Raw genomic sequence first — 16934 nt, 5'->3', positions numbered from 1 at the left:
GGCCCCGCGCGACGGAAGCGCGGGGCCGTTCTCCGTTCAGGACGCTAGGAGGCGTAGTCCTCCAGCATCTCCGTGACGAGCGCCGCGATCGGCGAACGCTCCGAGCGCGTCAGGGTGATGTGGGCGAAGAGCGGGTGGCCCTTCAGCTTCTCGATCACCGCCGCCACGCCGTCGTGCCGGCCGACCCGCAGGTTGTCGCGCTGCGCCACGTCGTGCGTCAGCACCACCCGCGAGTTGCTGCCCAGCCGCGACAGCACGGTCAGCAACACGTTGCGCTCCAACGACTGCGCCTCGTCGACGATCACGAAGGAGTCGTGCAGCGAGCGGCCGCGGATGTGGGTGAGCGGCAGGACCTCGAGCATCCCGCGGTCCAGCACCTCCTCCAGCACCGCCTGGCTCACCAGCGCGCCGAGGGTGTCGAACACCGCCTGCGCCCACGGTCCCATCTTCTCGTTCTCGGAACCCGGCAGGTACCCGAGCTCCTGGCCACCGACCGCGTAGAGCGGCCGGAACACCACGACCTTGCGGTGCTGCCTGCGTTCCATCACCGCTTCGAGACCGGCGCACAGCGCCAGTGCCGACTTGCCGGTGCCCGCACGTCCGCCCAGCGAGACGATGCCGACATCGGCGTCGAGCAGCAGGTCCAGCGCGATCCGCTGCTCAGCGGACCGTCCGTGCAGTCCGAACGCCTCCCGATCTCCGCGCACCAGCCTGATCTGCTTGTCCGCGGTCACCCGGCCCAGAGCGCTCGACGTGCCCGCCAGCAACCTGAGTCCGGTGTGGCAGGGCAGTTCGGCGATGTGCTCCAGGTCCTCGTACCGGGTCGGGTCGACGACGTTCTCCTTGAACAGGTCGTCCACGAGGGACTGGGGAACGTCCGGATCGGACATTCCCGTCCAGCCCGACAGGGTGACGTCGTGCGCCCGGTACTCCTCCGCCGGCAGGCCGACCGATCCGGCCTTGACCCGCAGCGGCATGTCCTTGGTCACCAGGGTGACGTTGCGCCCCTCAGCAGCGAGGTTGAGGGAGCACGCGAGGATTCGGGCGTCGTTGGAGTCCGTTCGGAAACCTGATGGCAACACCTCCGGGTCGGAGTGGTTGAGCTCGACGTGCAAGGTGCCTCCCAGATCCCCGATGGGGATCGGCGAGTCGAGGCGACCATGCCGCAAGCGCAGGTCGTCGAGCAGGCGCAGGGCCTCCCTCGCGAACCAGCCCAGTTCGGGGTGGTGGCGCTTGCCCTCCAGCTCGCTGATCACCACGAGCGGGAGCACGACCTCGTGCTCCGCGAAACGGGTGGCGGCGAGAGGATCGGACAGCAGGACCGACGTGTCCAGCACATAGGTCGTGATGGCCGGTGCGGCGGACTTGCGCCGGGAGGAAGAACTGCGCGATGAGCCTGAGGAACGGCTCGCGGGACGTCGTGCGTTCACGGCAACTCCCTCACGAACGCGGCACCCGCGTCCGCTCCTCGCTGGGCCAGGCACCACCCTGATCGGTCGTCTCGCCTCACGCCGGTGGGCGTCAGGCAGGTCGACCACGAGGGCCGGGTGCCGGCCCCCTCGCGACGTCGTCTGCCACGATCAGAGCCTCCCTGCGCGGTCCGCAGTGGTCGCGTCCCGCCGGTTTCGAAGTTACCTGTGGAAGTGCCCCATCGGCACGAAGCCACACAGGTGAATCCGAACTTGTCATCTTCCGGACAACGCCCCGAAACGTGACCGCACCCGTGTCACGCCTGGTCAGGTGGTGTTCTCGTGGGTGTTGCGGGCGAGCCAGGACAGGCCGTCGCGGACCTGGGTCTCGAGTGATCTCGGCACCAGGGGCTCGTCGAGGAGCCTCAGGTAGCGCGAGTCGAGCGATTCCCCCGGCGCGCGGACGTCGAGCCACGCCCTCACCAGGCGCACCCCTTCGACGTAGGTCGTGGTGTACGCGCGCCACAGCGGGTCGGCCAGGAAACGGACCATCTGCCGCGCGCGGCGCTCCGGAACCAGCAGCCACCTGCGCAGGTACGCGACCACGTCGTCCTGGTCCGCGCCCCGGTCGTGCAGCAGCAGCGCGGCGTCCTGCCGCACCGTGAGCAGCCCCGACGCCGCCGCCTCGACCTTTTCGGACAGTTCGCCGTCCATTCGCAACCCCAGGTCGCGGAAGATCTGCTCCGTCCACGGGCCCCAGCCCGGCCCGACCACGGCGTGCAGGCCCAGGTCGGCCATGCCCTCGGCCATCAGGCACTGCGGCGTGTTGATCAGGAAGATCGACTGCTCGGCGTGGCCGCGTTTCGCGACCAGGCCCGCCTCCTTGCGGCAGTGCTCGGTGTGGTGGCCCGGGTACGACTCGTGCGCCACCAGGTGGGGCAGGTTCGCCATGCGGTGGCCCAGGTCGGCGTTGACGGAGACCCTGCTGCGGTAGTCGCCGAGGTAGTGGTTGAAGCCGCTCCACGGCTTGTTGGTGACGATCCGGTACTCCACGATCTCCTGCTCGGGCAGGGCGTACCTCTCGCGCACCCTGTCCCTCAGCGCGCTGGAAAGGGCGTGCACGGCGCCCTGGAGCCTCCGCGCGGGCACCTCGTCGGCCGCGCGGAAGGCCGTCAGGCGGTCGGCGAGCGTGCCGGGGCCTTCGAGGACGGCGTCGAGGTCGCGGTGGGCGAGCGCGTACGCGTCCTGGTCGCCGGGCTTGACGCGCACCTGGAAGTACCGCTCGACCTCGTCGACGAACGTCATGCGCTCGCCGTCGAGCTTGCGCGCGGTGCACTCGAGCGCGAGCAGGTGGGCGTCGAGGAACTGCTTGCGCTGGTCGTCGAGGTCGCTGCCGGGGAGCTCCCGGCGCAGCTGCCTCGCGTGGTCCCCGAGGGCCCTCGGGTGCAGGCGCGGCTCGTTGTCGACGGAGCGGCTCAGCGCGGGATCGCCGGTGAACGAGTCGACGAACCCGGACACCAGGCGCCCGAGCCGCAGCCCCAGCACCAGATATCCGCGCACCAGCGCGTTGGCGTCCATGAGTCGGAGAGCGTAGAGCGTCTACCACAGCGGCTTGCTCGCGACCGAATCGAAAATCGAACGTCACCTGAACGGGGACCATTGTTGATCTTACGGTCACACAATAGGAGTAATGGAGACATGAAGTCAGATGCTCGCGGGTAAATTTTTTGCGAGGACCCCACCGTCCGGAGATCCCCGAAGACTCCGGAAATGACGGGGATGACCCGACATGAAGGAGAATGACGTGAAGAAGACCTTCACAGTGGTTGCCGCCGCTGCTGCTCTGTCGCTCGCGTTCGCCCCTGCGGCCATGGCGGGAGAGGGCGACAACGGTCACGGTCACGGTCACGGGCACGGGCACGGTCACGGCCACAGCCAGGGCCACCACGAGCACCACCACTACCACGGCTTCCATCAGACCAACGGCTCGCTGCTCAGCGTGCTGAACGGCAACAACGTCAACGCCGTCGTCGGCGTCTGCGGCAACAACGTCGGCGTGCTGGGCGCCGCGGTGCCGATCAACTCGCCGAGCATCACCGAGACCTGCGCCGCGGGCGGCATCGTGGACGGCGACGACGTCAACGTCGACGGCTGATTTCGCTCTCGGCTGTTTAGTGATCCGGAGACGCCATTTCATGGCGTCTCCGGACTGTTCTGGCAGTAGTACCGTCCACGAGGAGAAAAAATGCTGAAGAAGGCGTGTGCCGCTGCGGTCGCGGCGGCTGGTTTCATGATGTTCGGCGCCACCGGTATGGCGTCCGCGGCGCCTGACAGCTTCCACCAGACCAACGGTTCGCTGCTGAGCGTGCTGAACGGCAACAACGTCAACGCCGTCGTCGGCGCTTGCGGCAACAACGTCGGCGTGCTGGGCGCCGCGGTGCCGATCAACTCGCCGAGCATCACCGAGACCTGCGCCGCGGGTGGCGTCGTGGATGGTGACGACGTCAACGTCGAGGGCTGACGTTCTCGCGTTGCACAGGGGCGCCCACCTCGCGGTGGGCGCCCCTTCGGCGTCTCAGCTGCCGTAACGGCGGTGGCGCTTGGCGTACTCGCGCATGGCCCGCAGGAAGTCGGTGCGGCGGAAGCCGGGCCAGTACGCCTCGCAGAACCAGAACTCCGAGTGCGCCGACTGCCAGAGCATGAAGCCGGAGAGCCGCTGCTCACCGGACGTGCGGATGATCAGGTCCGGATCGGGCTGGCCGGACGTGTAGAGGTGCTCCGCGATGTGGTCGACGTCGAGCACCTCGGCGAGCTCCTCGATGGTGCCGCCGCGCTCCGCGTGCGCCTGCAGGAGCTTGCGGACGGCGTCCGCGATCTCCTGCCGCCCGCCGTACGCGACGGCGACGTTGACCTGGATCCCTGTGCGGTTCTTCGTCTTGCTGGCCGCGTTGGTGAGCCGCTCGGCGTGCTCCGCGGGCAGCATGTCGATGGCGCCGACGTGCCGGACGCGCCACGGCTTGTCGTCGCCGGCCAGCTCGTCGGTGATGTCGGCGATGATGTCGAGCAACGGCGCCAGTTCGGCGTTGTCGCGGTTCAGGTTGTCGGTGCTCAGCATCCAGAGCGTCACGACCTCGACCTGGGCGTCACCGCACCAGTCGAGCAGCTCCAGGATCTTGCGCGCACCGGCCCTGTGGCCGTCCGCGACGTCGGTGAACCCGGCCTCCCGGGCCCAGCGGCGGTTGCCGTCCAACACCACGCCCACGTGCTTGGGCCCCTGCGTCGTCCCGCTCAGCTCACGCCGGAGAATCCACTCGTAGAAGTGGATAGCGACGTCTTTCACACGAGTGCGGAGTGCCACGTCCGAACAGCGTACGCCGTGCAAGGTTCATCACTGAGCCATGGTCGGAAACCTACGGTGGCGTAACCTAGGAACTCGTGACCTCAGCGCCCATTCCCCCACAGCCAGGACTGCGGCCGCGCCTTCGTGGGTGGCTGCACCTCTGGTCATTCGTGGCCTCCGTGGCGACAGGTGCGACGCTGATCGCCCTGGCTGCGTCCACGGTGTCCGCGCGAGCCGCCCTCGCCACCTCCGTCTACGGCGCGACCGTCTTCGGCCTCTTCGGCGTCTCGGCGCTGTACCACCGCGTGACGTGGAAGTCCGACCGCGTCCGCACGTGGATGAAGCGGCTGGACCACTCGATGATCTTCGTGTTCATCGCCGGCACCTACACCCCGTTCGCGTTGCTGGCGATGAACCCGGACACGGGGCGCGTCGTGCTGACCGTGGTGTGGATCGGGGCGCTGGCCGGCGTGACCCTGAAGCTGGCCTGGCCGCACGCGCCGCGGTGGCTCGGGGTGCCGATCTACATCGCCCTCGGGTGGGTGGCGGTGTTCGTGCTGCCCGAGCTGCTGCACTACGCCGGGGTCACCGCTCTCGTCCTGCTGCTGGTGGGTGGGTTGCTCTACACCGTCGGCGCTGTCTTCTACGCGACCCGGTGGCCCAATCCGTGGCCGCAGGTGTTCGGGTACCACGAGTTCTTCCACGCCGCGACCGTCGTGGCGGCGATCTGCCACTACATCGCGATCTGGCTCGCGATGTACTCCTGAACCGGCTTTCAGCGACTGGCCGAAGAGGAGTGCTCCGGTCCAGGGCGGCGGTCGGCTCCGCGGCCCTGGACCGAAGCGGCTTCAGCGGCCTCCGCGCGCCATGTGCAGCACGTCCAGAGCCGCGTCCAGCTGCTCCTCGGTGAGCTTCGAGGGCACGTGCCCGCGCTCCAGCACCACCTCGCGGATGGTCTTGCGCTCCTTGAGCGACTGCTTGGCGATCGACGCCGCCTCCTCGTAGCCGATGTAGCGGTTCAGCGGCGTCACGATCGACGGTGACGACTCCGCGTACTCGCGCATCCGGTCCGCGGCGGGTTCGGTGCCCACGAGGACCTTGTCGGCGAGCAGGCGGGCCACGGCGGCCAGCAGTCGGGACGACTCCAGGACGTTGCGGGCGATGACCGGCAGCATCACGTTCAGCTGGAAGTTGCCCTGCGAGCCCGCGAAGGCGACGGTGGCGTCGTTGCCGATCACCTGGGCCACGACCATCATCGTCGCCTCGGAGATCACCGGGTTGACCTTGCCCGGCATGATCGAGCTGCCCGGCTGGAGGTCGGGGAGCGCCAGTTCGCCGAGGCCGGTGCGGGGGCCGGAGCCCAGCCAGCGGAGGTCGTTGGCGATCTTGAACAGCGCCACGGCCGAGGCGCGGAGCTGGCCCGAGATCTCGACCACGCCGTCCTGGGTCGCCTGGGCCTCGAAGTGGTCGCGGGCCTCGGTCAGGGGCAGGCCGGTGGCGGTGGCGAGCTCGGCGGCGACGGCGGTGCCGAAGCCCTCCGGGGCGTTCAGGCCCGAGCCGACCGCGGTGCCGCCGATCGGGAGCTCCGCCAGGCGCGGGACCGACGCCCGCAGGCGTTCGACGGAGTAGCGGACCTGGGACGCCCAGGCGCCCGCCTCCTGGCCCAGCGTGATCGGGACGGCGTCCATGAGGTGCGTGCGGCCGGACTTGACCAGGCCGGCCCACTCCGCCGCACGGGACTCGAGCACGCCCAGCAGGTGTTCCAGGGCGGGGACCACGTCGGTCACCACGGCCTCGGTGGCGGCGACGCGCAGGGTCGTGGGGAACGTGTCGTTGGACGACTGCGAGGCGTTGACGTGGTCGTTCGGGTGCACGTCGCTGCCGAGGGCGCGGGTCGCCAGGGTGGCGATGACCTCGTTGGCGTTCATGTTCGACGACGTGCCGGAGCCCGTCTGGAAGACGTCGACCGGGAAGTGCTCGTCCCACCGGCCGGCGGCGACCTCGTCGGCCGCGGCGGCGATGGCGGAGGCGAGGTCCGCGTCCAGAACGCCCAGCCGCGCGTTCACGCGGGCCGCCGCTGCCTTGAGCAGGCCCAGTGCTCGGATCTGGGCTCGTTCCAGGCCTCGACCGGAAATCGGGAAGTTCTCGACCGCGCGTTGGGTTTGGGCGCGCCACAATGCGTCGACCGGCACGCGGACCTCACCCATCGTGTCGTGCTCGACGCGGTACTCCTGTTCAGACATACCTCCGAGTCTCTATGGTCGATCTCAGCACTGCCACCCACCACTGGCAGAAGGGCACCACTCATGGAGCGTGACGTCGACCTCCTCATCGTGGGAGCTGGTCCCACGGGGTTGTTCGCCGCTTACTACGCAGGCTTCCGGGAGATGAACGTCGCGGTCGTGGACGCCCTGCCGGAACCGGGCGGCCAGGTGACGGCGATGTATCCGGAGAAGATGATTTTCGACGTGGCCGGGTTCCCCGCCGTGCGCGGACGCGACCTCGTCAACGGACTGGTGGAGCAGGCAGCGCAGTTCAAGCCCACCTACCTCCTCGGGCGCCAGGCGCGCACCTGCGAGTCCACTGAGGACGGTCTGCGGATCGGCCTCGCGGACGGCTCCGCGATCAACGCCAAGGCTGTGCTGATCACGGCGGGCATGGGCGAGTTCAACCCGCGCCCGCTGCCCGCGGGGGACGGCTGGCTGGGGCGCGGCATGGTGCACTTCGTGCCGGTGCTGGCCGAACACGCCGGGCAGCACGTGGTGATCGTGGGCGGCGGTGACTCGGCCTTCGACTGGGCGCTGGCGCTGCACCCGATCGCCGCGAGCGTCAGGATCGTGCACCGCAGGGCCGGCTTCCGCGCTCACGCCGCCACCGTGCGGCAGGTGCGGGAGCTCGGCGTCGAGATCATCACCGACGCGGAGGTGCTGGCGCTGCGCGGCGAACCTCTGTCCGAAGTGGACGTCAAGGTCAAGGGCGGTGACGCGCGCACGTTGCCCGCCCAGACGGTCGTGGCCGCGCTCGGCTTCACCGCCGACCTCGGGCCGATCGAGTCGTGGGGGCTCGAGCTGGACCACCGCGCGGTGCTCGTCGACAGCACCATGAAGACCAAGCTCGACCGGATCTACGCGGCGGGCGACGTCGCGCAGTACCCCGGCAAGGTCAAGCTGATCGCCACCGGGTTCGGGGAGGCGGCGACCGCGGTCAACAACATCGCGGTGGCGCTCAACCCCTCGGCGCACCTGTTCCCGGGGCACTCCAGCGACGGCACGTGACGCGCGGGCCGGGGGCCGTCAGGTCCCCGGCAGCGGTGCCGGGTCGTGCTTCGCCAGGTGCTGGAAGATGATCGACGTGCGGAAGCCGACGATCTCCTTGCGCTGGCTCAACCTGTCCACCAGGAACGCGTGCAGGTGCTCGTTGTCCTGCGCGCCCACGTGGATCACGAAGTCGTCGCTGCCGGCCATCACGAACACCGCCGTCACCTCGGGCAGGCCGTGCGCGAACGCCTTGAAGGCGTCGATCACGGCCCGGCTGAGCGGGCGGACCTGCACCGACACCAGCGCCTGCACGCCGCGGTTCAGCGCGGCCGGGGCGATGTCGGCGTGGTAGCCGCGGATCACGCCGCGTTCGCGCAGCAGGCGGGTGCGTTCGAGGCACGTCGAGGGCGCGACGCCGACCTTGCGGGCGATGTCGCGGTTCGACTGCCGTGCATCGCGCTGCAGTTCCCGCACGATCGCCGAATCAAGTTCATCCACGACGTCTCCCGAGACGCTCTGCCGAACAACGTTCGGTGACAGCCCATCGACCTCGGCGTTCACCCTAACTTCGCGGTCGGTACGTGGCTGAAGTTCGGGAGGAACGCAAGATGTGGGAACACGAACGGCTCGTCGTCCGCACCGGGAGGCGGTCGGGGCTCACCACCATGGTCGCCGTGCACTCGACGGAAGCCGGACCGGCGGTCGGCGGGTGCCGGATGAAGGCGTACGGGCACATCACCGACGCCGTCACCGACGTGCTGCGGCTGTCGAAGGCCATGACGCTGAAGTGCGCGGCGGCGGGGATCCCGCACGGTGGGGCCAAGAGCGTCATCGTGGCCGGCCGCGAGCTCACGCCGGACCTCCGCCGTGCGGTGCTGCTCGACCACGCCGAGCTGATCGACGAGTTCGGCGGTGCCTACCGGGCGGGGCCCGACGTGGGGGACCGGGCCGGACGACATGGCGGTGTTCCGGGAGCTCACGCCCTACGCCTACTGCCTGCCCGAGGCGCAGGGCGGCACGGGGTCGTCGAGCGGGCCCACGGCGCGGGGAGTGCTGGCGGCGCTGCGGGCGGCCTCGCGGCACACCTTCGGCACGGACGACCTGGCCGGCAGGAAGGTCGTGATCAGCGGGTTCGGGTCGGTGGGGGAGCTGATCGCCAGGGGGATCGAGGGCGCGGACATCACCGTGTCGGACGTGGACGAGAGCAGGCGGACGGACGAGTACGGCTGGGTTCGTCCCGACGAGGCGTACGAGGTCGAGGCCGACGTCCTCGTGCCGGCGGCGGTGGGCGGGGTGCTGAGCCCCGAGACGGTGCGGCGGCTCGGGGTGGAGCTCGTCGTGGGCCCCGCGAACAACCAGCTCACCGACGACGGCGTGGCGGACCTGCTCGCCGAGCGCGGCATCGTCTGGGTGCCGGACCACGTCGCGAGCGCCGGCGGGGTCATCTACACGCTCGCCAGGGAGGACGACGGGGCCGATCACGAGACCGCGCTGAAGCGGGTCGACGGCATCGAGAAGACCGTCGAACGACTGCTGGGCGTGAAAGCCTGACCGGCTCCGGCCAGGCCTCCACGCCCATCGGGTCAGGGCAGGACCTGGACCTGCTCGCCGACCATCAGGTTGTCGTAGAAAACGAGCGACGCATCCCAGGACAGCCGGATGCAGCCGTGCGACTGGACGTTCGTGTCACCCTGGTGGAACGCGATGCCGTCCGCGGTGAAGTACACCGCGTTCGGCATGGGGCCGTTGTAGGGGACGCTCCAGTCGTTCTTCACCTTGCGCAGCACCGAGAACGTGCCCACCGGGGTCTCGTACCCCGGTTTCCCGTGGCTGATCGGCACCGGGCCGTAGCTCGTCTTGCCGTTGAAAACCAGCCACGCCTGGTTCTTGGACTTCTCCAGGCACGCTCCGTTGTGGACGGTGCATCCCGCCTGGGCTTGCGCGGGAACGGCGAAACCGAGGATCAGGAGCACCGTCGCGATCAGGACTCGCATCTCACATCACCCCTCGGTAGTGGGATAACCACTCGGAGGTGATCTCAATCACCTGATTATGGAAGTGCCCTGAATGCTCCTTTGTGGAGTGTGCGAGCGGGTCGCGCGCATGATCACGAGACCACCTGCACGGTCTCGCCGATCGAGAGGTTCGTGAAGTAGTACTGCGCGGCCTTCGGGTCGAGGTGGATGCAGCCGTGCGACGGGTCGGTCAGCGAGCCCTCGTGGAAGGCGATGCCGCTCTCGGTGAAGTACGTCGACCACGGCATCGGCGCGTTGTACGGCCGGCTCCAGTCGTCCTTCACCTTGCGCAGCACCGGGAAGTTGCCGAGCGGCGTCTCGTGGCCCTTGCGGCCGTGCGTGATCGGCACCGGGCCGTAGACGACCTTGTCGCCGCGCACGACCCAGGACCGGTTCGTGGAGAGCTGGATGCACGCGCCGTCGCTGATGGTGCACGGCGTCGGCTTCACGACAGGCGGGGGAGGAGGCGGCGGCGGAGGCGTCTGCGAGGTGGTCGAAGGCGGAGCGGACGACGACGCCGCCGAAGACGAAGATGGTGGCGCCGTGGAGGTTTCCGCGTGCACGGCCCCCTGCGCACACCCCGCCACCGACACCAACGCGACCGCCACGAGCAGCATCCGCACCGCGCACCCCCTGGTCGTTCCCACCCCTTGCCGAGGTAGACGGCGGGAGGGCCACCGGGGTTGCACGGCGGAGGCCCGCCTCCCGCAACGCGGGGAGACGGGCCTCGGAACGTGCTCGCCGACTCAGACGGTGCCGGCGTACTGGCTGATCCACGAGCGGAAGTACGGGACGTCCACGTAGATCGACGGAGCGGTCGCGCAGGTCGCGCCACCGCCGGAGCGGCTGGTCGCGCCGATGAGCTCCCAGCGGCCGTTCACGGACTTCACCTGCGGGCCACCCGAGTCGCCGTAGCAGGCGCCCTTGTTGCCGCCGGTGTTGTTGGTGCAGATCTCCGAAGCACCGCTGATGCCGGCGCAACGGCTGTCCGTCACGATCGACGTGTTGAGCTCCTGCAGCGTGATCGGAGCGCTACCGCAGCCGCGGGTCGGGCAGGTCTGGCCCCAGCCGATGATGCGGGTGGCGGTGCCGACCGCGCCGGACGAGGCCGCCACCGGGGCGGGCGCCTGGCTGACCGAGGTGTTGAGCTGCACCAGCGCCAGGTCGGCCGACGGGTGGTTGATGATCCGCGACGCGCCGGTCGTGGTGCCGCCGCTGGTGCGGTTGGTCGTGCCGATCCGGGTGCGGATCGACGCCGCCGTCGAGCCCTGGACGCAGTGCTTCGCCGTCACGACCCAGTTCGCCTTGATCAGCGTGCCGCCGCAGAAGTGGCTGCCGGAGGTGCTCTGCAGGGAGACCATCCAGGAGTAGACCTGCGTGGCGTTGGTGCCGCCGACGATCATCGGCGAGACCTCGCCGTCAGCGGTGGGAGCCGGAGCCGCGGTGGCCGCGGTGACCGAGGCGAGCAGGGCGCCCGCGGCCACGACGACTGCGGAGAACAACGAACGTGCCCTCATCGTTGAGTCCTTTCCTGAACCCGGCGCAGGGTTGCCGGGGTCAGAACGGAAACTAGGGACGAAGGTCACGCCGTCACTAGGGTCACTCGGAGGGTGACCGTCCGTTGACGGTTCACATTTTCACAGCCGTTCAGGGCAGCGGCTGCTGGACGTCCTCGGGCAGGTCGAAGTCCACCGAGGCGTATTCCCGCAGCTTGTGCAGGCTGTGGAAGCCGTCGATCATGCGCACGGTGCCGGACTTGGAGCGCATGACGATCGACTGGGTCGTGCAGCCGCCCGCCCGGTAGTGCACGCCGCGCAGGAGGTCTCCGTCCGTCACGCCGGTGGCGCAGAAGAAGACGTTGTCACCGCTCACGAGGTCGTTCGTGGTGAGCACGCGGGACAGGTCGTGGCCCGCGCCGATCGCCTTCTCGCGCTCCTCGTCGTCCTTCGGCCACAGCCGGCCCTGGATGGCCCCGCCCACGCACTTGAGGGCCGCGGCGGCGATGATGCCCTCGGGCGTGCCGCCGATGCCCACGAGCATGTCCACGCCCGAGGTGGGGCGTGCCGCGGAGATCGCGCCCGCCACGTCGCCGTCGGAGATGAAGTGGATGCGCGCGCCGGCCTGGCGGACCTCCTGCACGATCTTCTCGTGCCGCGGCCGGTCGAGGATGCACACGTTCACGTCCGAGACGTCGCTGTGCTTGGCCTTCGCGACGCGGCGGATGTTCTCCGCGAGCGGCGCGGTGATGTCGATGACGTCGGCCGCCTCCGGGCCCACCGCGAGCTTCTCCATGTAGAACACGGCGGACGGGTCGAACATCGCGCCGCGCTCGGCCACCGCCAGCACCGCCAGGGCGTTGGGCATGCCCTTGGACATCAGCGTGGTGCCGTCGATCGGGTCGACCGCGACGTCGCACTCCGGGCCCTCGCCGTTGCCGACCTCTTCGCCGTTGAACAGCATGGGCGCCTCGTCCTTCTCGCCCTCGCCGATCACCACGACGCCCCTCATCGAGACGGTGTGGATGAGCTTGCGCATCGCGTCGACCGCGGCGCCGTCTCCGCCGTTCTTGTCGCCTCGTCCCACCCACCGACCAGCGGCCATCGCCGCCGCCTCGGTGACGCGCACGAGCTCCAAGGCCAGGTTCCGGTCGGGGGCTTCGCGACGTCGTTCCGCGGGGGTGTTCACCATTGCGCGCCTCCATGCGACTACTCAGCGTGCCGGATTTTGTGATCGGCAGCTGAATCCTTGCACGGGATCACGCGTCGGAAACGTCCTCCTCGACCACGGCGAGAGCTGCATCGATTCGCTCGCGCGCACCGGCGAGATGCTGCTCACACGTCTTGGCGAGCGCCTCACCGCGTTCCCACAGCGCGAGCGAGTCCTCCAGCGACAGGCCACCGGCCTCCAGCTTGCGGACCACCTCGACCAACTCGTCGCGGGCGGCTTCGTAACCCAGGGTCTCCGAACTCACGCGGACTGGCTCCTCAGACGGCTCAGCACGGTCGCGACGGCCAGGTCGTAGCCGACCAGCGCCTCCGCGAACTCCTCGCCGTCACCCTCTCGCACCGCCTCGTCGATCAGCGCCTCGGCCTCCGCGACACGCCGGTACTGCACGGTGCCGGCCGTCGCCTCGCTCAGGTCGTGCAGCGTGAGGATCAGCGTGCGGCGGCTCTTGGTGTCGCAGTCGCCCACCATGTCCGTCCAGCACTCCGCCGCGGCGCGGTTCGCCGCCTCCGCCTTCGTCCGCAGGCCGGAGCCGCAGGAACCGGCCGCCTCCATGGTGAGGGGCAGGAACACGGCATCACGCATCATCGGTACCTCCCCCTTCCGAGTCGACTTCCGAGCTGGAGACCACCGCCCGCACTGCCCCGTCAACGACGCGCACCCGCAGTTGTGTTCCGCTCGGTGCGTCCGTCACAGACCTCAGCACGCCGTCGGGCCCGTCAGGTGTGACCAGTTGCACAACGGCATATCCGCGGGCCAGCGTGGCGGCTGGTCCGAGGGTCGTCAAGCGGGCTTTCGTCCCCGAGAGGTGGACGTCCTCCCGGTCGAGCCGTTGCGTCACCGCGCGGCGGCCCTGGTCGCGAAAGCGCTTCACCTCCTCGGAGCGGCGCTCCAGCGGGCCGTGGGGGTCCGAAAGCACTGGTCGCGAGCGCAACGAGTCGAGCAGCCTGCGCTCCCGGTCGACCCACCCGTGCAGCGCGCGCCGGCCGCGATCGCGCATCTGGCGGACGCGTTCACTCTCTTCGGCGACATCCGGAACCACCCGTTTGCCTGCGTCGGTCGGCGTCGAACAGCGCACGTCGGCCACGTGGTCGAGCAGCGGCGTGTCCGGCTCGTGCCCGATCGCCGACAGCACCGGCGTGCGGCACTGGGACACCGCGCGGCACAGCGCCTCGTCGGAGAACGGCAGCAGGTCCTCCACGCTGCCGCCGCCGCGGGCGATGATGATCACGTCGCACTCGGGGTCGCGTTCCAAAGTGGACAGCGCCGTCATCACCTGCGTGACGGCGGTCGGCCCCTGCACGGCCACGTTGATGACGCGGAAGTGCGCGCCGGGCCACCGGTTCCGCGCGTTCGTGAGCACGTCCCGCTCGGCCGCGGACGCCCGCCCGGTGATGAGACCGATCTTGGCCGGCAGGAACGGCGGCCGGCGCTTGCGGCGCGGGTCGAACAGGCCCTCGGCGTGCAGCAGCTTGCGCAGGCGCTCGATGCGCGCCAGCAGCTCGCCGACGCCGACCGCGCGGATGTCGTCCGCCCGCAACGACAGCGTCCCCCGGTTCGGGTAGAAGCTGATCTTGCCGTGGACGATCACGCGGCTGCCCTCCGTGAGCTGCAGCTCGCGGATCATCCCGGCGTTGCAGGTGATCGACATGGACATGTCCACGCTCGGGTCGCGCAGCGTCAGGAACGCCGTGGAGCTGCGCGCGTTGAGCTGCGTGACCTGTCCCTCGACCCAGACGTCGCCGAGCCGGTTGATCCAGTCGAGCAGCTTGCGGGCCACCGTCCGCACCGGCCACGGGTTCTCCGGCGTGGATTTCGCGTCGGTCACGATTGCGCTTTGACCGTCGCGATCCGGCGGTTGAGCATGCCGATGAACTCAGGCCGGGACTCGTGCGCCTTCTCGTAGCGCAGCAGTTCCTCGAGCTGCGCCGCACCCAGGTTGCGCAGGCGGGCGCGCAGCTGGGCGATCGACAGGTCGTCGTAGGCCGGCAGGAACTGCGGCACCTCGGCGATCGCGCGCTCTTCCTCCTCCCACGGGTCGTCCGCGAGAGGTTCCCGAGAAGTCGTGACGGGCGTCTCGTCCTCGTCGAAGGTCGCCCACTCCGGCTCTTCCTCGGCGGGCCTGAGTCCGGAGAGGACGTCGTCGCCCTTGATGGCGAGTTCGGTCACATGCTGCTGCACGCGCATCGACAGCTGCATCGCCTCGCTGACCACCGTCAACGGGAGTCCGGCGAGCTGCTGGGGCAGCTTGCGGGCCTGTTCGAGGGCGGTCGCGGCGAGGCCGGCGGCGACGCGGACACCCAGTGGCAGTGGCTTCATGCGTCTAGCCTGCCGCAACCGCGTCTGAAATGCCTAGGCATCGGCCTGGGTACCCTGGTGGCATGCCCAAGCGAGTCCTGTTGGCGAAGCCGCGTGGTTACTGCGCGGGCGTTGATCGTGCCGTCGAGACGGTCGAACTCGCCCTCGAGAAGTACGGCGCACCTGTCTACGTGCGCAAGGAGATCGTCCACAACAAGTACGTCGTGGAGACGCTGTCCGACCGCGGTGCCATCTTCGTCAACGAGACGGACGAGGTTCCCGAGGGCGCACTCGTGGTGTTCTCGGCTCACGGCGTGTCGCCCGCCGTGCACGAGGAAGCGGCGCAGCGGTCGTTGCGCACGATCGACGCGACGTGCCCGCTCGTGACGAAGGTCCACAAGGAAGCGGTGCGGTTCGCCAAGGAGGACTACGACATCCTCCTGATCGGCCACGAGGGCCACGAGGAGGTCGAGGGCACCGCCGGTGAGGCGCCGGACCACGTCCAGCTCGTCGACACCGCCGAGGACGCCGCGAACGTCCAGGTGCGCGACCCGAACAAGGTGATCTGGCTGTCGCAGACGACGCTCTCGGTCGACGAGACCATGGTGCGCGTCCGCCAGCTCAAGGACCGCTTCCCCGAGCTGCAGGACCCGCCCTCGGACGACATCTGCTACGCCACCTCGAACCGCCAGACCGCGGTGAAGACGATGGCGCCGTCGTGCGACCTGGTGCTCGTCGTGGGCTCCAAGAACTCGTCCAACTCCGTCCGGCTGGTCGAGGTCGCGCTGCAGCACGGCGCCAAGGCCTCGTACCTCATCGACTACGCCAAGGAGGTCGACCCGGCGTGGCTCGGGGGCGTCGAGACCGTCGGCGTCACGTCCGGCGCGTCGGTGCCCGACCTGCTGGTGATGGAACTGCTGAAGTACCTGGAGTCGCAGGGCTACGGCGAGGTCGAGGAGATCACGACGGCGAACGAGAAGATCGCCTTCTCGCTGCCGCGCGAGCTCCGCAAGGACCTGGTCCGCTAGAGCTGACGCGAAAGGGTCGCCGCCGATGCCGGTGGCGACCCTTTCGGTGTTCCCGGGCTTCTCAGCGGTCGTCGCGCGGCGGGCGGGGCCTGCGCTGGCCCGCCGGGCGCTCGCCGCGGGCACCGTCCGGACGCGGGCGGCGGGCGGCTGCGCCCTCGGGACGCGGACGGCGTGCGGGGGTCCCCTCGGCGCGTTCGGGGCGTTCCGCGGACGGGCGGGGGCGGCGCGGGCGGTCCTCGTCGGCTTCCTCGCGCGGCTTGCGGGCGGGCTTGGACCGGTCCTTGATCTCCGCCTTGGCCTCGCGGACCTCGTCCTTGGTCGGCCGGTTCGGGTTCTTCTGCAGGATGATCCGCAGGATGCCCAGGCCGACGGTGACGGCGGTGGTGATCGCCATGACCGGGAAGCTGTCGATGAGCGGCCGGCCGAGGCCGAGCGCCATCGCGGACAGACCGCCCTTGGCCACGCCGCCGGTGAGCAGCACGAGCGTGGGCACGGTGGCGGCGAGGACCAGCGGTGGCTGCACCATCGGCCCGAACAGGCTGCGGCGCTGCACCAGCACGATCCCGGCGAGGGCGCCGGCGAAGAACACGACGATGAACGTCCAGCCGACCGTCTTGCTGGAGCTGATGTCGATGAACGCGCCGATGAACGCCGGGACGAGGGCGCACAGGATGGCCGCCCACCACGGGATTCCCCTGAACTCGCCGAAGAGGGCACGGTAGTTCCACGGAACCGCGTCGTGGTCTTCGACGTCGTCATCGAAGGCCGATGACCGCTCGCGCAACTCACTCACGACGCACACGGTAGCCGCTCGGCCATTCGGTGTTCGTCAGTCCGCAGCTTTCTCACTCAGAAGCAACCCG

The 16934-nt window shown here is 69.6% G+C and carries 20 protein-coding genes and 1 pseudogene; 7 read left to right on the top strand and 14 right to left on the bottom strand.

Features of this window, described 5'->3' with window-relative positions; translation table 11 throughout:
• Window positions 1-44: 44 nt before the first annotated feature.
• On the bottom strand, window positions 45-1349 hold the full coding sequence (locus V1227_RS24100) for a PhoH family protein (protein WP_442916546.1): 1305 nt from the start codon (window positions 1347-1349) through the stop codon (window positions 45-47).
• A gap of 387 nt (window positions 1350-1736) precedes the next feature.
• Window positions 1737-2987: a DUF885 domain-containing protein gene (locus tag V1227_RS24095; protein ID WP_329787795.1), complete on the bottom strand. Its 1251-nt coding sequence runs from the start codon at window positions 2985-2987 to the stop codon at window positions 1737-1739.
• A gap of 226 nt (window positions 2988-3213) precedes the next feature.
• Here V1227_RS24095 and V1227_RS24090 point away from each other — a divergent pair, with 226 nt between their 5' ends.
• The gene (locus V1227_RS24090) at window positions 3214-3564 is read left to right on the top strand and encodes a hypothetical protein (RefSeq protein WP_329787794.1); all 351 of its coding nucleotides are present in this window, start codon (window positions 3214-3216) and stop codon (window positions 3562-3564) included.
• A 90-nt stretch (window positions 3565-3654) separates the two neighbouring features.
• The gene (locus V1227_RS24085) at window positions 3655-3930 is read left to right on the top strand and encodes a hypothetical protein (RefSeq protein WP_329787793.1); all 276 of its coding nucleotides are present in this window, start codon (window positions 3655-3657) and stop codon (window positions 3928-3930) included.
• Window positions 3931-3984: 54 nt separating this feature from the next.
• On the opposite strand, the gene V1227_RS24080 is transcribed toward V1227_RS24085, so the two are convergent.
• The gene (locus V1227_RS24080; RefSeq protein ID WP_236220371.1) at window positions 3985-4767 is read right to left on the bottom strand and encodes an isoprenyl transferase; all 783 of its coding nucleotides are present in this window, start codon (window positions 4765-4767) and stop codon (window positions 3985-3987) included.
• A 77-nt stretch (window positions 4768-4844) separates the two neighbouring features.
• On the opposite strand from V1227_RS24080, the gene trhA reads away from it, so the two are divergent.
• Window positions 4845-5516 carry a PAQR family membrane homeostasis protein TrhA gene (gene trhA / locus V1227_RS24075; RefSeq protein ID WP_329787792.1) on the top strand — a complete coding sequence of 224 codons (672 nt, stop codon included), beginning with the start codon at window positions 4845-4847 and terminating at the stop codon, window positions 5514-5516.
• Between the two features lie 81 nt (window positions 5517-5597).
• On the opposite strand, the gene V1227_RS24070 is transcribed toward trhA, so the two are convergent.
• The gene (locus V1227_RS24070) at window positions 5598-6992 is read right to left on the bottom strand and encodes a class II fumarate hydratase (RefSeq protein ID WP_329787791.1); all 1395 of its coding nucleotides are present in this window, start codon (window positions 6990-6992) and stop codon (window positions 5598-5600) included.
• Window positions 6993-7055: 63 nt separating this feature from the next.
• Here V1227_RS24070 and V1227_RS24065 point away from each other — a divergent pair, with 63 nt between their 5' ends.
• Window positions 7056-8024 (top strand): NAD(P)/FAD-dependent oxidoreductase, encoded by a 969-nt coding sequence (locus tag V1227_RS24065; protein WP_329787790.1) that lies wholly within the window; start codon window positions 7056-7058, stop codon window positions 8022-8024.
• A gap of 18 nt (window positions 8025-8042) precedes the next feature.
• Here V1227_RS24065 and V1227_RS24060 read toward each other — a convergent pair whose 3' ends face one another.
• A complete protein-coding gene (locus tag V1227_RS24060; protein WP_329787789.1) occupies window positions 8043-8504 on the bottom strand; it encodes an Lrp/AsnC family transcriptional regulator in 462 nt (153 codons plus the stop codon).
• Window positions 8505-8614: 110 nt separating this feature from the next.
• On the opposite strand from V1227_RS24060, the pseudogene V1227_RS24055 reads away from it, so the two are divergent.
• Window positions 8615-8782 (top strand): annotated as a pseudogene (locus V1227_RS24055) (Glu/Leu/Phe/Val dehydrogenase); the annotation flags it as partial.
• Between the two features lie 136 nt (window positions 8783-8918).
• Window positions 8919-9557 carry a hypothetical protein gene (locus V1227_RS24050; protein WP_329787788.1) on the top strand — a complete coding sequence of 213 codons (639 nt, stop codon included), beginning with the start codon at window positions 8919-8921 and terminating at the stop codon, window positions 9555-9557.
• A gap of 32 nt (window positions 9558-9589) precedes the next feature.
• On the opposite strand, the gene V1227_RS24045 is transcribed toward V1227_RS24050, so the two are convergent.
• From V1227_RS24045 to V1227_RS24010, 8 genes are all read right to left on the bottom strand, one after another.
• Complete coding sequence (locus V1227_RS24045; protein WP_329787787.1) at window positions 9590-10000, bottom strand: L,D-transpeptidase; 411 nt, start codon at window positions 9998-10000, stop codon at window positions 9590-9592.
• Between the two features lie 113 nt (window positions 10001-10113).
• Entirely contained in the window at window positions 10114-10668 is a 555-nt protein-coding gene (locus V1227_RS24040) for a L,D-transpeptidase (protein ID WP_329787786.1), read from the bottom strand.
• Between the two features lie 99 nt (window positions 10669-10767).
• Complete coding sequence (locus V1227_RS24035) at window positions 10768-11538, bottom strand: S1 family peptidase (protein WP_329787785.1); 771 nt, start codon at window positions 11536-11538, stop codon at window positions 10768-10770.
• A gap of 130 nt (window positions 11539-11668) precedes the next feature.
• The gene (gene glpX, locus V1227_RS24030) at window positions 11669-12709 is read right to left on the bottom strand and encodes a class II fructose-bisphosphatase (RefSeq protein WP_090099826.1); all 1041 of its coding nucleotides are present in this window, start codon (window positions 12707-12709) and stop codon (window positions 11669-11671) included.
• Between the two features lie 67 nt (window positions 12710-12776).
• On the bottom strand, window positions 12777-12992 hold the full coding sequence (locus tag V1227_RS24025) for an exodeoxyribonuclease VII small subunit (RefSeq protein WP_090099824.1): 216 nt from the start codon (window positions 12990-12992) through the stop codon (window positions 12777-12779).
• Window positions 12989-13333, bottom strand: a complete 345-nt coding sequence (locus tag V1227_RS24020) for a sugar ABC transporter substrate-binding protein (RefSeq protein WP_245733766.1) — start codon at window positions 13331-13333, stop codon at window positions 12989-12991. The genes V1227_RS24025 and V1227_RS24020 overlap by 4 nt, the downstream gene beginning before the upstream one ends.
• A complete protein-coding gene (xseA, locus tag V1227_RS24015; protein ID WP_329787783.1) occupies window positions 13323-14573 on the bottom strand; it encodes an exodeoxyribonuclease VII large subunit in 1251 nt (416 codons plus the stop codon). Before xseA ends, V1227_RS24020 begins: the two co-directional genes overlap by 11 nt.
• Window positions 14570-15064: a lipid droplet-associated protein gene (locus V1227_RS24010; protein ID WP_329787782.1), complete on the bottom strand. Its 495-nt coding sequence runs from the start codon at window positions 15062-15064 to the stop codon at window positions 14570-14572. Before V1227_RS24010 ends, xseA begins: the two co-directional genes overlap by 4 nt.
• A gap of 62 nt (window positions 15065-15126) precedes the next feature.
• Here V1227_RS24010 and V1227_RS24005 point away from each other — a divergent pair, with 62 nt between their 5' ends.
• Window positions 15127-16071: a 4-hydroxy-3-methylbut-2-enyl diphosphate reductase gene (locus V1227_RS24005; RefSeq protein WP_329787781.1), complete on the top strand. Its 945-nt coding sequence runs from the start codon at window positions 15127-15129 to the stop codon at window positions 16069-16071.
• Window positions 16072-16132: 61 nt separating this feature from the next.
• On the opposite strand, the gene V1227_RS24000 is transcribed toward V1227_RS24005, so the two are convergent.
• Window positions 16133-16864, bottom strand: a complete 732-nt coding sequence (locus tag V1227_RS24000; RefSeq protein ID WP_329787780.1) for a DUF6542 domain-containing protein — start codon at window positions 16862-16864, stop codon at window positions 16133-16135.
• Between the last annotated feature and the right edge of the window lie 70 nt (window positions 16865-16934).

It is taken from the genome of Lentzea sp. DG1S-22, assembly GCF_036321065.1.
Taxonomy (GTDB): domain Bacteria; phylum Actinomycetota; class Actinomycetes; order Mycobacteriales; family Pseudonocardiaceae; genus Lentzea; species Lentzea jiangxiensis.
This window is presented reverse-complemented; position numbering and strand designations above follow the sequence as displayed.

Bases quoted from the DNA above. Each gene is read 5' to 3' on its own strand.
- V1227_RS24095 (WP_329787795.1), bottom strand. From the start codon at position 2,987: ATGGACGCCAACGCGCTGGTGCGCGGATATCTGGTGCTGGGGCTGCGG.
- V1227_RS24085 (WP_329787793.1), top strand. From the start codon at position 3,655: ATGCTGAAGAAGGCGTGTGCCGCTGCGGTCGCGGCGGCTGGTTTCATG.
- V1227_RS24070 (WP_329787791.1), bottom strand. From the start codon at position 6,992: ATGTCTGAACAGGAGTACCGCGTCGAGCACGACACGATGGGTGAGGTC.
- V1227_RS24065 (WP_329787790.1), top strand. From the start codon at position 7,056: ATGGAGCGTGACGTCGACCTCCTCATCGTGGGAGCTGGTCCCACGGGG.
- V1227_RS24045 (WP_329787787.1), bottom strand. From the start codon at position 10,000: ATGCGAGTCCTGATCGCGACGGTGCTCCTGATCCTCGGTTTCGCCGTT.
- V1227_RS24035 (WP_329787785.1), bottom strand. From the start codon at position 11,538: ATGAGGGCACGTTCGTTGTTCTCCGCAGTCGTCGTGGCCGCGGGCGCC.
- glpX (WP_090099826.1), bottom strand. From the start codon at position 12,709: ATGGTGAACACCCCCGCGGAACGACGTCGCGAAGCCCCCGACCGGAAC.
- V1227_RS24020 (WP_245733766.1), bottom strand. From the start codon at position 13,333: ATGATGCGTGATGCCGTGTTCCTGCCCCTCACCATGGAGGCGGCCGGT.
- V1227_RS24010 (WP_329787782.1), bottom strand. From the start codon at position 15,064: ATGAAGCCACTGCCACTGGGTGTCCGCGTCGCCGCCGGCCTCGCCGCG.
- V1227_RS24005 (WP_329787781.1), top strand. From the start codon at position 15,127: ATGCCCAAGCGAGTCCTGTTGGCGAAGCCGCGTGGTTACTGCGCGGGC.